At 61.5% G+C, this 13,669-nt stretch carries 14 protein-coding genes; 8 read left to right on the top strand and 6 right to left on the bottom strand.

Annotated elements, in window-relative coordinates; all coding sequences use genetic code 11:
• Window positions 1-23: 23 nt before the first annotated feature.
• Window positions 24-659: a hypothetical protein gene (locus J2887_RS13635; RefSeq protein WP_227171657.1), complete on the bottom strand. Its 636-nt coding sequence runs from the start codon at window positions 657-659 to the stop codon at window positions 24-26.
• A 208-nt stretch (window positions 660-867) separates the two neighbouring features.
• Here J2887_RS13635 and J2887_RS13630 point away from each other — a divergent pair, with 208 nt between their 5' ends.
• The 4 genes from J2887_RS13630 (at window position 868) to J2887_RS13615 (ending at window position 4,794) form a co-directional block, all read left to right on the top strand.
• Entirely contained in the window at window positions 868-1,284 is a 417-nt protein-coding gene (locus J2887_RS13630; protein ID WP_227171656.1) for a hypothetical protein, read from the top strand.
• Between the two features lie 136 nt (window positions 1,285-1,420).
• A complete protein-coding gene (locus tag J2887_RS13625) occupies window positions 1,421-2,347 on the top strand; it encodes an MbnP family copper-binding protein (protein WP_227171655.1) in 927 nt (308 codons plus the stop codon).
• Window positions 2,348-2,359: 12 nt separating this feature from the next.
• Window positions 2,360-3,556 carry a methanobactin export MATE transporter MbnM gene (locus J2887_RS13620; protein WP_227171654.1) on the top strand — a complete coding sequence of 399 codons (1,197 nt, stop codon included), beginning with the start codon at window positions 2,360-2,362 and terminating at the stop codon, window positions 3,554-3,556.
• Window positions 3,553-4,794, top strand: a complete 1,242-nt coding sequence (locus J2887_RS13615) for a hypothetical protein (protein WP_227171653.1) — start codon at window positions 3,553-3,555, stop codon at window positions 4,792-4,794. Before J2887_RS13620 ends, J2887_RS13615 begins: the two co-directional genes overlap by 4 nt.
• Here J2887_RS13615 and J2887_RS13610 read toward each other — a convergent pair.
• Window positions 4,758-5,987, bottom strand: coding sequence for a hypothetical protein (locus tag J2887_RS13610; protein ID WP_227171652.1), 1,230 nt, complete (start codon window positions 5,985-5,987; stop codon window positions 4,758-4,760). The genes J2887_RS13615 and J2887_RS13610 overlap by 37 nt on opposite strands.
• A 178-nt stretch (window positions 5,988-6,165) precedes the next feature.
• On the opposite strand from J2887_RS13610, the gene J2887_RS13605 reads away from it, so the two are divergent.
• Window positions 6,166-7,494: an alkane 1-monooxygenase gene (locus tag J2887_RS13605; protein WP_227171651.1), complete on the top strand. Its 1,329-nt coding sequence runs from the start codon at window positions 6,166-6,168 to the stop codon at window positions 7,492-7,494.
• Between the two features lie 233 nt (window positions 7,495-7,727).
• Window positions 7,728-8,783, top strand: a complete 1,056-nt coding sequence (locus J2887_RS13600) for a lipid A-modifier LpxR family protein (protein WP_227171650.1) — start codon at window positions 7,728-7,730, stop codon at window positions 8,781-8,783.
• A gap of 14 nt (window positions 8,784-8,797) precedes the next feature.
• Here J2887_RS13600 and rhtB read toward each other — a convergent pair whose 3' ends face one another.
• Window positions 8,798-9,418 carry a homoserine/homoserine lactone efflux protein gene (gene rhtB, locus J2887_RS13595; RefSeq protein ID WP_227171649.1) on the bottom strand — a complete coding sequence of 207 codons (621 nt, stop codon included), beginning with the start codon at window positions 9,416-9,418 and terminating at the stop codon, window positions 8,798-8,800.
• Between the two features lie 12 nt (window positions 9,419-9,430).
• The gene (locus J2887_RS13590; RefSeq protein ID WP_324197213.1) at window positions 9,431-10,078 is read right to left on the bottom strand and encodes an MBL fold metallo-hydrolase; all 648 of its coding nucleotides are present in this window, start codon (window positions 10,076-10,078) and stop codon (window positions 9,431-9,433) included.
• 232 nt (window positions 10,079-10,310) lie between these two features.
• Here J2887_RS13590 and J2887_RS13585 point away from each other — a divergent pair, with 232 nt between their 5' ends.
• Window positions 10,311-11,156: a DUF547 domain-containing protein gene (locus J2887_RS13585; protein WP_227171648.1), complete on the top strand. Its 846-nt coding sequence runs from the start codon at window positions 10,311-10,313 to the stop codon at window positions 11,154-11,156.
• A 293-nt stretch (window positions 11,157-11,449) separates the two neighbouring features.
• On the opposite strand, the gene J2887_RS13580 is transcribed toward J2887_RS13585, so the two are convergent.
• A complete protein-coding gene (locus J2887_RS13580; RefSeq protein ID WP_227171647.1) occupies window positions 11,450-11,980 on the bottom strand; it encodes a hypothetical protein in 531 nt (176 codons plus the stop codon).
• 221 nt (window positions 11,981-12,201) lie between these two features.
• Here J2887_RS13580 and J2887_RS13575 point away from each other — a divergent pair.
• A protein-coding gene (locus J2887_RS13575) for an IS3 family transposase (RefSeq protein WP_227171646.1) occupies window positions 12,202-13,364 on the top strand; the annotation gives its coding sequence in 2 pieces (ribosomal slippage) (window positions 12,202-12,457 and window positions 12,457-13,364; 1,164 coding nt in all).
• Here J2887_RS13575 and J2887_RS21855 read toward each other — a convergent pair.
• Entirely contained in the window at window positions 13,274-13,666 is a 393-nt protein-coding gene (locus tag J2887_RS21855) for a DUF4236 domain-containing protein (RefSeq protein WP_227171645.1), read from the bottom strand. The genes J2887_RS13575 and J2887_RS21855 overlap by 91 nt on opposite strands.
• Window positions 13,667-13,669 lie beyond the last annotated feature (3 nt).

The following is a 13,669-nucleotide window of genomic DNA, read 5'->3' as shown; positions in this document are numbered from 1 at the left end:
CCGTTGCCGGGGAGTGCGGTGCTTCAGGCCCGGGTATTCAGGCTGTAGCCCGCATCGGCTCGCTGACCGGCGGCTTCCAGTTGCTGCGCGCTGACGGTCTGGCGCAGCTTGTCATAGCGGTGCACCAGATCGTTGAGACCGTTGAACTGCTGGTTTTCGCTGACCAGAGAATCGAGCAGGGGGTTGTTGACGCCGTAGGCCTGATTGAGCTTCAGCGCGGTGTCAACGAAGGCCACCGTCGGCTCCTGGGTGCTGAGTCGCTGGAATGCCTCGCGAAAGCCGCGGTTGTTGTTGAGGTCCTGCTCAATCTGCTGGCGTTTTTCCGCCGGAATGGCCGCCTGTAGCTGCAGCCGGCCATCGTCGCCCCTGCTGACGGCAATCCGGGTGCCAGGGTGAATGCCGTACTCGGCAACTTTATGCCGCAGCGTCTCTTTCACGAATCCCGAATCCTCACTGATACTGGTCTTGTATTGGGCAATGGCCAGCTTGCTGGACGCCCGCGGCAAGGGTCCGCCGGTGAGGGTAACGTCGTCCTGCGGCGATTTGTCGCGTTCCGCGCCTTTGGCTTCGGCCGGTGCGCTGGCCTGGGGCTGGGTACGCTGGCTGGCGGCCTGCTGCAGGCTGGCGCTCATCCGCGCCAGGGATGTGAGTAGGGACACGGCAATTGTCCTCCGGTGTCGACGGAAATCCTGCCAAAAAACAGTACTGAGAAGGGTTTAAGCAAACTCCGTGCCGGCCAATTCCGGGGGAGCTGGCGCCGCCGGCCGACGGTTGCCGATGGCCAGTGGTTGTGGCTTAATCCGCTCATTATTCCAACCCTGAACGGTTTGTCCCTGAGTGGGCGGCCGCTGAATGGACAGCCGTGGCATGGAATCGCACTCACTCACACCATTGCTTAACCGACAGCGTCTCTGGCTGTTGCTGGTGTTGTGCTGTTTTCTGGTCCAGAGCCTGGCTCCCAGGGGCTATATGCCCATGGCCCGGGACGACGGGCTGCCAACCCTGGGCTTTTGTGGTGACCCCATCCCGGGGGCCACGGAACTGTTCAATCTGGCGGACTTCGCCGCTGCCCCGTCCGACGCCCCGGCAGACCCGGAGCACAGCCAGACTCACTGCCTGTTCTCGGTGGGCGGCCAGGTGGCGGCTTTGGCGGCCCTGCCGGCGTTCTCTGAGCACGCCGCTGGCCAGTCTCTGCGGCTGCCGCCAGCGTTTCATCAAAGCGCCTCCAGGCCGGACCGCCTGTTGCCGGACTGCCGAGCGCCACCTGCCATCCTGATTGGCTAGTCCGAACCCTGCTTGTGTGTGGGTTCGCCATTGCCCGAGTGTTCGCCAATCTGCCGTTTAAGCCGCCCCGGGTCTGGGGTTTCAGGCCTGGCGGCGCTGGCGACGGGCCAGAAAATCAAAGCATCAGGATAACCCAATGAAAAAAATGACCTTTGTCCACGCCATTTGCCAACCATCTGACGCTGTCCGAGGCCGCCTGCCGGTCACTGCTGTGCTGGCGTTGGCCGGCACGCTCGCGGCCTGTGGTGGTTCTTCATCGTCGTCGTCCGACGATCGCGGTCCCACCGACACCACTGTGTCGCTGCCGTTTGAAGCGGTCTACAACAGCAGCAACGACCCGGTGACCTGTGACGGTACGCTGAGCGGACTGGGTGCCGGGGTGGATGTGCAACTGGAAGATTTCCGGCTTTACCTGCACGACGTCCGGGTAACCACCAGCCAGCAGCGTGAGCTGCCCTTGACCCTGGACGATACCCTGTGGCAGGGCAGTGGCGTGGCGTTGCTCGATTTCCGCGATTTTGTCTCCTGCGGCTCGGTGCCGCAGACGCCCAACACCGACGTCACGGGCACCGTGGCGCTGAACGAGGGTGAGCGCATCGACGGCGTCCAGTTCAAGATCGGCCTGCCGGAGTCGCTCAACCACACCAACCTGGTAGATGCCGCCACGCCGCTGAACGTGCCGACCATGCACTGGAGCTGGCAGAGCGGTTACAAGTTCATGCGGCTGGATGTCACCGTTGCCGGTGGCGACGATTTCAAACTGCACCTTGGCAGTACCGACTGTGCGGGCGATCCGGAAGCCGGAGACAGCGTGAGCTGCGACCGGGGCAACCGACCCGAGGTCCGGTTCGACACCTTCACATTGGGCCAGGACACCATCGTGATCGACTACGCGGCGATGGTGGCCACCGCATTGGATGGTGTTGACGATGGTGGTGCGCCGGGCTGTATGTCCGGAGTCAGTGATCCGGAGTGTGCCGGGGTGTTTGCCGCTCTGGGGCTGGATCTGGCGTCCGGGACACCGGATTCCCAACTCAACCAGGTGGCTTTCCGCCTGAAGTAGGGGAACCGGACGATGCGGCGCTGTATCCGTCGCCATCGTCGACCATGGCTGAACATGGTGCTGGCGGCTTGCGGGCTGCTGGCACTGGCCGGCTGTGGCGGCGAGGGCGAAACCACGTTTGACGACCAGGGGGCCACCGACACCGCGTTCGACTGGCACCTGCCAGCCGGCACGCCGTTGCCGCTGGAGCCCCTGGACAATCCCATGACCGAGGCCAAGTTCCAGCTTGGTCGTCACCTGTTCTACGACCGCCGGTTATCCGGCAATGGCACGCAGGCCTGTGCCGACTGTCACTTGCAGGCTCAGGGGTTCAGTGACGGCTTGGTGACGCCTACGGGCTCCACCGGCGAGGTCCATCCCCGCAATGCCCAGCCGCTGCTGAACGTGGCCTACCATGCCACGCTGACCTGGGCCAACCCGTCGCTGCTGACGCTGGAACAGCAGATCCTGGTGCCGCTGTTTGGTGAGACGCCGGTAGAGCAGGGTATCAACGACGACAACTTGGAAACGGTATTGACGCGGCTGCGGGACGATCCGGTGTACCCACCGCTGTTCGAGGCGGCTTTCCCGGGGCGGGGCTCAGTGATTGGCATGGCCGCCGTGGTCAAGGCGCTGGCGTCGTTTGTGCGCGGTATGGTGTCGTTCGATAGCGCCTTTGATCGTTATGAGCGTGGGGACCTGCAGGCCCTGGACGCCAGTGCACGGCGGGGGCGGGCGCTGTTTTTCAGCGAACAGCTCGAATGCTTCCACTGCCATGGCGGCTACCACCTAAGCGATTCCACCCTGGATCGCACCATGAGCTTTATCGAGCGGCCGTTTCACAACACCGGGCTGTTCAACATCGGCGGTCGCGGTGATTATCCGGAGGACAACCAGGGACTGTTCGAGATTACCGGTGATCCTTCGGACATGGGCAAGTTCCGTGCTCCCACCCTCCGTAACATCGCCCTCACGGCGCCGTACATGCACGATGGCAGCATGGCGGATCTGGCTGAAGTCATTGAATTCTACGCCGCCGGTGGGCGCCAGATTGCCGTTGGCCCCGAGGCGGGCGATGGCCGCCTGAACCCGTTCAAGGACAGCTTTGTGAACGGCTTTGAGCTGCGCCAGCAGGATCAGGAGGATCTCATCGCTTTTCTCAACAGCCTGACCGATTTCAGCTTCATCGCAGACCCCCGATTCTCCAATCCCTGGGAGGCGACCCCATGACCACACCCGTGTTCTCCATCCTGTCCAAACGCCGCTGTCGACGCGGTCGCCTGGTGGCTGCCATGGCTCTGGCGCTGCCTGCCGTGGCAACGGCTCATGGCATCGTGTCCAGCGAGCGGGAGGATTCCCCGCTCAGTGTTGGCGCTGGTGTCTCCGCCAGTCATCGCTGGGATTCGGTGATTGCCGACAGCGGCCGCTGGCAGGTGCCAGGCGTGCTGATGGGCGGCGAGGCTTTGGGCTCGGAGCAGGGATTTACCCTGGATGCCGCCAGCGTCCATCTGGACTGGCGCGCGGGGGAACGGACCCATGTCCGACTGGATATCGGTTCCCATCATGCCGGTGAGATCGAACTGGAAGAGGCCCTGGTGGGCTATCGGCTGGCGGACTCCCTGGGCCTTCAGATCGAGGCCGGCCGCATGAAAGCCCGCTTTTCAACGGAGAACCTGAGCCATGCCTACGCCCGGCCCTTCAGTGACAACAACCTGGTGTACGACGCCTTCTACGGCGGCCACGTTGTTGATGAGGGCGCGCGCCTGATGGTGACGCCGTGGGCGGGAATCACCCTGGGGGTGGAAGGCTGGCGCGGCAGCCAGTTCCCGGCGACGGCGGGAGACGATGGCGGTGCCCGGGATGTTTTCCTGCAATGGCGCTGGCAAGATGGCGCCTGGCAGGTGGAGCTGGGCACCTGGGCGCAGTGGGCGGAGGCCCGGGACCGGAGCGACAGCCGCTACACCGGCGGTCACAGTCACGGTGGTGATAGCGACACCGCCGCCGATGCGCTGCGGTTTGATGGTGATCAGGACAGCCAGGGTGCCGGGGCAAGACTGGCCTGGCAAAGTGGTGACTGGTTTGCGGGGCTGGCCGCGGAATTTGTTCGGGTGGATGTGTCCGGTACGCTGCGGGACACAACCCGCCAGGCAGCGTTGTCAGGGGATTACCGGGGCTGGTGGTTGCAGCCCGAGCTGCGCTGGCGGCGTCAGGCACTGACCTTGCGTTACACCAAACTGGTACTGGACAACCATCTGACCGGAGTGGCCGGCCCGGATCTGGCGGCCTTGGCCGGACTCAATCACGCCGGCCATGACCCTGACCAATGGGCCGTGAGCTACCGCTACCAACTGCAGGACGGCCTCGGTCTGCGGCTGGAATGGACCCGCAATCGTGCCACGGCAGCCCCGGTCAATTACCTGGCGGCCGGGCTCTACTGGTCCGGCGCGCTCTGGCCGGCGGGTAACTGATCCAGTCGGCGTCCAGACACGGCCAGGGCAACGACGGCCACACCGCCACAACCGCCGGCGACCAGCATCAGCGTGCTGTAGCCGGCAACCTCCGCCAACAGACCGCCGGCAACGCCGAACAGACCGGCTGCCACCACCTGCAGCGACGCCTGCACGGTAAAGTCGGTGCCCTCCCAGCCCCGCCGGCACAGGCTCATCATCACCGCGAACAGGGCCACGGTGGAGGCACCATCGGCCAACTGCTCCAGCATGCCGATGGTATAGACCCGCAGCGGGTCCGCACTGGCCTGATCCACCAGCGCCCAGCCGGCGATGGTCACGGCCTGGGCCAGCCCGGCTGCGATCAAGCTGCGGCGGCTGCCCAGCATCTGATACAGCCAGCCACCCAGGGCTGCGCCCAACAGACCCACCAGCGATGTCCAGAGCGTGAATTCGCCAATCGCCGCACTGCTCCAGCCGCCATCGGTCAGCAGCGGGCGAACCATGCCTGAGCCTAGGGCGTCCGCTACCTTGTAGCTGGCCATCAGCCCCAGCCAGGTCACCATGCCGGGCATACTCACCAAGCCCACCAGGCCAGCCCGCCAACCGGATTCACTGTCCTGGCGAGGCACCGGCTGTGTCAGCAGCCGACCGTTGCGGATCGCCAGAAACAGCACCACCAGCAGTAGTGCGGGCATCAACACCGCCTGGGTTGTTGGCAGCACATCCGCCAGTACCAGTAACAGCGCACCGCCGGCCAGCATCCCCACTTTGTAGCCTGCCACCTGGAGGGTATTGGCGTACCCGCGCCAGCGCGCGGGCAAGGCGCGGACGGCGAGACCGTCGGTGACGATGTCCTGGGTGGCAAGCAGCAGGTTGATGGCCAGTATCAGCATCAGCACCGGCGCAATGCCCGGGCCTGATGGCGCAATGCCATAGAGGGCGAGAGTGGCCAGCAGCAAAGCGGCGGTCAGTTGCAGGACGCCCACCCACCGGCCCGGTGGGCTGCCGTGCTGAAGCCGACGATCCACCATCGGTGCCCATAGCGCCTTCAGCACCCAGGGCAGAGCCAGCAGCTTGAGTGCGCCGATCCAGGCCAGATCGACACCGGCCTGTCGCCAGAACACTGGCAGGGCATGGGCGAACAGCCCGGAGGGCAGGCCCTGGGCGATGTAGAGCGCCAGCAGTACTGGCATCACGGATGAGGTTGGCATCAGATCACGGGTCTGGTGTGGGGGAGACCGGCATAGTCAGCAATAGCGGTGTTCCTGGCAAGGGCGTTGGGAGTATTGGTTGGCAAAAGTGGCATCGACCACTGGACAGGGGCTGATTTATTGATCTACTGTAATATTGTCAGACAATAGGTCAATTTTGAATAATGGGAGAGAAATCATGAATGCCAAGGTGTCCCAATCATCCGTTGAGCCAACGGCCGAAACCCTCCAGCCCGACGAGTTTCAGCCGGGGCCGGCGCCGTCTTCGCGGGCTGAATCGCAGGATGGCAGTGACTGGAAGGACCCCAAACGCTACCTGTGGCTGTTGGGGCCGGGGTTGCCGGTGATTGGGCTGGCTGCGCTGACGGGCTATGCCATTGCGCCGAAGAAGCTGAGGGCCCTGGCCTGGACCGGCCCGGCGCTGGTGCACGGCATTATTCCGTCGCTGGACCAGCTGATCGGCGAGGACTCCAGTAATCCTCCAGAGGCTGCGGTGAAGGTGCTGGAAAATGACAAGTACTACGACCGCATCGTCAAGGCCTTCATCCCCACCCAGTACGCCATGACCGTTCTCGGGGCCTGGCTGGCCAGTCGCAAGAAAACACCGCTGGCGGACAAGGTGGGGTTGACCCTGACCGTTGGTGCCATCAATGGCGTCGGTATCAACACCGCCCATGAACTGGGCCACAAATCCAGCAAGCTGAACAAGTTGATGGCGATGGCAGCACTGGCGCCCACCGGTTACACCCACTTTGTGGTGGAACACAACTATGGCCACCACCGCCGTGTCGCCACCCCGGAGGACCCCGCCAGCAGCCGGATGGGAGAGAGCTTCTGGAAATTCCTGCCGCGTACTGTGCTGGGCGGTATGAAATCCGCGGTGAAGATCGAGAAGGCCCGCCTCAAGCGCCGTGGCAAGTCGTTCTGGTCAACGGACAACGAGCTGTTGCAGGGGTGGGCGATGAGTGCCGGCTTCTTTGGTGCCACCACACTGCTTTGCGGCCCACGCGCCGTGCCGTTCCTGGCGGCCCAGGCGGTTTATGGCGCCAGCCTGCTGGAGACCGTCAATTACCTGGAGCACTACGGCCTGAAGCGTCAGCAGGACGACAACGGCAAGTATGAGCGTACCCGTCCCGAACACAGCTGGAACAGCAACCATGTGGTGACCAACCTGTTCCTCTACCAGTTGCAGCGTCATTCCGACCATCACGCCAACCCGACCCGCAGCTTCCAGGCGCTGCGTAACTTCGAGAATGTGCCGGAGCTGCCGGGTGGCTACGCGTCGATGATTATGCCGGCCTACGTGCCGACCTGGTGGTACGAGATGATGGACAAGCGGGTGATCGAGCACTACAAGGGCGACCTCAGCCGAATCAACTGGGACCCGGACCGCAAGGAGGAACTGATGGCCAAGTACCGCGATTTTGCCGCCGAAGTGGCCGCCCGCCATCAGGCCGGGGATACGGACAACGCCAGTGTCGAGGAGGACGGTTCGCAGGCGGCCTGACGTTGGCTGCGCTCTCGGCCGAGTCGCTGTCGTGACAGCCTCGCCACCCTCAACCATAGTGACAGTAACGCCGTCGCGTTCGCCAGACGGGACAGCGGGTTCTCCGGGACTCGATAGTGGTGACTGACCGGCCGCAGCGGATGCGGCCGGCCGGCCGGCCGGTGGCAGGCTGGCGGCAAGGGGGTGGCAGACGTGCGGCAGAAAGGCGGCAGGAGCGCGGCGAGAGCGTGGCGATGAAGGCAGCGATTAAGGCATTGTGGCACGGGGGGATCTGGCTGTTGCTGGCCGCATCCGCCGGCGCTATTGCTGCCGGCCAGGACGGTGATACCTCGGTGTGGGCGCTGTCGATGGATAACGACTTGTTTGGGCCGGATCAGGACGATCGGGACTTCACCGCAGGCATGGCCCTGACCTACACCGGCCACCGTGGACGACGGTTCTGGGGGCCACTCGATGATGGCCTGGGCTGGCTCGATCGTACCGGGCCACTGGCAAGCTACCTGCCGAAGGAGGCGCGCAATGTGCCCTCCATCGAGCTAGGTATCTATGGCTTTACCCCGGACCTGATCACCACGTCCCGGGTGGTCCTGAACGACCGACCTTACGCCAGCCTGCTGTATCTCGCGGCCGGGCGCATCTATTGGGACCCGCGCAGTGGTGATGCCTGGACCTCGTCCCTGACCCTGGGCCTGCTGGGGTTGGACCTGTTTGAGGCCGGGCAGCGCCAGACCCACAGAGTTCTCAGTAACTTCCGGGCCGAAGGATGGAACAACCAGGTGTCCGACGGTGGCGAGCCAACCTTCCGTTACCACCTCGGCTACCACGATCTTCACGGTCGCAACCAGGGGCGGGGACGGTGGAAGACCACCTATTACCTCTCGCTGGGATACCTCACCGAGGCGGGCATGGCACTGAGTTACCGCAACGGCCTGATTTCGTCACCGGACCACCGGTTCAATCCGGAACTGACGGCCTACGGCGAACGCCTCAATGAATCCAGCCTGGGCGTGGCTTCGGGTGATGAGAGTTATCTGTGGGCAGGCGTGGCGCTAAAGGCCCGTGCCTACAACGTCTTCCTGGAAGGTCAGTTTCGCGACAGTCGCCATACCATCGATCGCAGCCGGGTTCGGTCGACGTTGATGGAAGCCTGGGTAGGGTACACCCTGTCGGTCGCCCGGGACTGGCGGCTGAGTTACGTGTTGCGGGCGCAGTCATCGGAAGTGGAAGGTGGCAAGGCCGATCGGGTGATGTTGTGGGGCGGACTGGTGTTCAGCCATACCCTGCGGTAGATGACCGCCGGCCCTCAGGCGCGGCGGAAACTGGCCAGGGCGACGGCGGCGGCCACAAACAGGCTGCCAAACACTCGGTTCATCAACTGCTGTTTCTCCGGGGTGGTCATCCAGCCGAACAACTGGCTGGCCAGCAGGGCGTACCCCAGCATGACCATACAGTCCACGACGATCAGCGTCAGCCCCATGATCGCCAACTGTTCCCCGTGCGCTTCTCCAGCGTGCAGGAACTGGGGAAACAGCGCCACCAGAAACACCGTCGCCTTGGGGTTGGTGAGGTTGACCAGCGCCGATTGCCAGAACCGGCGGCTGGCAGCCTCGCTGGCGTTCTCGGTATCGCCGGAGGTCACCGGTTTCTCGTGCCATTTCTTCCAGCCCAGCCACACCAGGTAGGCAACCCCCAGCCATTTGATGACGACCAATGCCCAGGCGGACGAGGCCATGATGGCACCAAGTCCCAACCCCACCAGCAGTATCTGGGCGCCGTAGCCCAGTTGCAGGCCGAGGATTGCCGGCAGGCTGTTGCGGACACCGTAACGCAGGCCGCTGCTCATGGTATTCACCGCGCCAGCGCCGGGGGAGATGCTGATCAGCACCGCTGCCACCAGGAATGCCAGCCATACGCTTGTTGTCATTGTTCGCCTCCGTTATCCCCGGTGATCGGCCACAAATGGGTTGGTTTGTCGCTCAGTGCCAAAGTCCGACATTGGGCCGTGGCCCGGAATGAAGCTGACCTGATCCCCCAGCGGGAACAGCTTTTCCCGGATCGACCGGATCAGCGTAGGGTGGTCACCCTTGGGAAAGTCGGTCCGCCCAATGGAGCCATGAAACAGCACGTCGCCGACCAGTGCCAGTTGCGACTCCGGGTGATAGAACACCACATGCCCCGGGGTATGGCCGGGGCAGTGCAATACCTTGAGCGTCTGATTGCCGATCGTCACTTCCTCGCCATCGTCGAGCCAGCGGTCCGGGGTAAACACATCCGGCTCGGGAAAACCAAACATCTGGCTCTGCATCGGCAGACCCTTGATCCAGAATTCGTCCTCCCGGTGCGGACCCTCAATCGGCGCGGTGAGCTCCCGCGCCAGTTCGGCGGTGCCGCCGGCGTGATCAATGTGGGCGTGAGTCAGCAGGATCTTCTCCACCGTCACGCCTTCGGCGTTGATCGCCGCCTGGATCCGTTCCAGATCGCCACCGGGGTCGACAACGGCAGCTTTCAGGGTGTCCTCGCACCATAGCAGGGAACAGTTCTGTTGGAACGGCGTGACAGGAATAATGCGGTACTTCAGCGACATAACGAAAACCCGGTGTTGTGATGCAGTGTTAACGGTAGGGGACCAATTATGGTACTCCCAAGCGCAGCGGTGGAAAACCGGCGATGGGGCATCCGACGCCAGTCGGTGTAACATTCGCTGTCTGGCCGTGTCTGAAGTGACGAATCCGGAGCGTGATGGCGCGTCTGCGATCGCCAAACACCTTAAACCACGGCTCACTCAAGCCGTCTATGCACCTGCGAAAGGAATTCCAATGGGATATCGACAGATTCTGCTCCTGCTCACCGTGCTGCTGGCCTGGCCGGCTGTGAGCGCAGCCGATGTGAACGCCACGGTCTACCGCCATTACCAGGTTCTGCTGTCGGACCATCTGGTGGAGAAAACCCTTCCGGAAAACGGTCTGGTGTCGGCCTTCGACTACGACGCGGCCCTGACTGGCGAGGGGCTGATGGAGCGGCTGTCGGCTCAGAAGCAGGCATTGAGGGAGTTCAACCCAGGTGAGCTGGAAGGCCGTGAGGCGTCAGTGGCGTTCTGGATCAACGCCTACAACTTCTTCATGCTGGCCCAGATCCTGAGCGAGCAGCCGGAGGGGGCTCTGGTGTCATCCGTCTGGGATTACGGTGGCCGGTTGAATCCCTTTGTTGACAACGTGTTTGAGCGGCAGCTCTTTAATGTGGGTGGCCAAAACTACAGCCTCAACGACATCGAGAAGGGCATCCTGCTGGGTCAGGCCTACGCCGACAAAGGCTGGAAGGATGCCCGGGTCCATTTCGCCGTCAACTGCGCCTCGGTTGGTTGCCCGCCACTCAGAGCCCGTGTCTACACTGCCGACAACCTGGAAACCCTGCTCGCGGAGAACACCCGCCGCGCTTTCAACACCGGCCGGCACTTGCGGGTAGAGGGGGGCACGCTCTACCTGACCGAACTGTTCAAGTGGTACGAAGACGACTTCATCCAGGCCGCCGGCTCCGAGCAGGCCTTCATCAGTCAGTGGGCTACCCCTGCCGTAGCCGAGGCAGTGAAGCAAACCGAATCCATCCGCTACATCGACTACGACTGGCGCTTGAACCGGCCGGAAAATTTTGAGGTTTTGCAGTGAGATACTGGGAGCAAATGGATACAAGAATATTGATGGTGCCCCCGACAGGATTTGGTCTACTCCCTGGTATTCCTTAACCTTCTAATTAATAAGAGTTCCCGGTGACTGCTTGAGGTGAATGCATCACACTTGCTATCACAGCTTGTACCGCACGGGAGCCCCTTCAGCCCGCAAGCCAAGACGACAGTAATCTCGTATCGGTGAATATATCGGGCAACATTTTTGTCTCCCATCTGAGTGGAGGACGTTTCTCCTATAACCCCCGTACCCCTCCATGAAGTACTGGGGTAATCCTAAGCACCGCTGCGTTCTTCAAGGTCGCTGGGCGAGAAAGGCGAGATCCCTTTGAAAACCCCCGTCTTAGTCATTGATCGTGCGAGGGTGTGACCGGTGAAGACTTCCGTGGGGTCGATCTGCCGGAGCCGAGCGAAGTCCATAGAGGCCCATTGATCCCGATGGATTATGATGCTGATGATGTATTGGTCTTCTGTGTGACCATTTGATGAATTGATGACCTCTCGGTATCCAGAAATTAGCACATGCTCCACTGAGGGGAGGTGTGCGAAGGTCTCTCCGGCAACTCTCATCATGACTGAGTGAGTATAGTCCCGGTAAATTTGCCGCTTTTTGGTTGCGCTCACTTTCTTGAGTGTGAGCTTATATTGGGTGGCTGGGACAGACCACTCCTTGTCCGGCATCTCGTCTTCATCTGGGAACTGGATATCGAGCGCCAGGGTTGTATTGTTCTCGCCGATATCAAAGTCTATTGCTGACGCCTTGGGCCACTCTATATCTCCAAGATATGTCTCAAGCACCCGCTCCATGGCATCTATATCAGAGAGGACCTGGGTCTCTTCGAGAGTCTTGCGTTCCTGTTCGGGCTGATCATGGGCAGCTTTGGCAGAGCGCTAATGATCGTGCGCTTCTTTAAGCTTTCGGCGGAAGGGAGGAAAGATCAATGCCCAGAGTTTGGCAAGCTGTAGTGGTTCAATGATTCCGGACACCAACGTAGGTGGTAAGATCGCCACCATAAACGAGGTGTCTGATGACCAGAAAACGACGTTCCTTTACTCCTGAATTCAAACAGGAAGCAGCCAGTCTCGTGCTGGATCAAGGTTACACCATTGCCCAGGCGAGTACGTCCCTGGGCGTGGGTGAAAGTGCCCTCCGGCGATGGGTTCAACAGCTAACGGATGAGCGCGAAGGGATCACTCCGAAGGGCAAGGCCCTAACCCCGGAGCAGCGCCGTATCCAAGAGCTGGAAGCCCGCTGTAATCGGCTGGAACGGGAGAAGGACATACTAAAAAAGGCTACCGCTCTCTTGATGTCGGACGAGATGAATCGTACGCGCTGATAGACCGATTGAGGGAGCAGGAGTCTACGGAATTGGTCTGTGAAGCGTTTGATATCAGTCGTTCCAGCTATTACGAGTACCGCCAACGGCGGAGCCACATTGACGTTGAGCGTCTGGCCCTGAAGGCTCAGGTAAACCGCTTGTTCACCAAGAGCCGCAGCTCTGCTGGCAGCCGGACGATTAAGGATATGCTCAGCGACGAAGGCATCCCCGTTGGCCGCTTCAAGGTTCGCCGCCTGATGAACGAACTGGGGCTGATCTGCAAGCAACCAGGCCCTCACGCCTACAAACAGGCCACTGTTGAACGTCCGGATATCCCGAACCATCTGGCTCGTGAATTTGCGGTAGACCAACCCAACCAGGTCTGGTGTGGTGATATCACCTACATCTGGAGTGGCCAACGCTGGAGCTATCTGGCGGTCGTGTTGGATCTGTACGCTCGCCGGGTTGTTGGCTGGGCCATGTCCTCCAATCCGGATGCTGATCTGGTTGTAAAAGCTCTGGATCACGCCTGGGAACAGCGTAGTCGACCAGAAAAAGTCATGTTCCACTCGGATCAGGGAAGCCAGTACGCCAGCCGCAAGTTCCGTCAGCGGCTTTGGCGCTACCGGATGACCCAAAGCATGAGTCGGCGTGGCAACTGCTGGGACAATGCTCCGATGGAAAGGCTGTTCCGAAGCCTGAAATCGGAGTGGGTGCCAGTCTTGGGGTATCGAAGCCGGTTGGAGGCAGAGAAGGATGTTGGTGGCTATCTGATGGGCTACTACAACCAGCAGCGACCACACTCATTCAACGGTGGCATGTCTCCGGTTGCTGCAGAGGAAAAACTTAAAATACTGTCCGGGATTAGTTGACCACTACACTCCCCTGAAGGGTATAAAAGGGTAACTTGGCCATCATCATCTATGCTGATCTGTAAATTGACCTGTCCACCCGGAGACACTTTATTTCTCGTAGTATTATTTTTCTGGCCCTTGTTCAAGTTTTCCCGGAAGCTCAGCCCAGTGCCTGGGACGCCCATGTTCCCATATACGCCACGGCGACCCATGCTTACTGACGCACCTCTCGGCCCTGCAGAGAGCCCAACTCCTCCTTTGCTGACGTTCAGGCGAATACCGGGGGCAACCTTGAGACGACGCTGAAATCGAAAAGCCATGAG

Origin of the sequence: Marinobacter sp. CA1 (assembly GCF_020546665.1) — a bacterium.
In the GTDB taxonomy this organism is placed as follows: Bacteria; Pseudomonadota; Gammaproteobacteria; order Pseudomonadales; family Oleiphilaceae; genus Marinobacter; species Marinobacter xestospongiae.
The sequence above is the reverse complement of the archived record's forward strand: the minus strand, read 5'-3'. Positions and strand labels throughout refer to the sequence as shown.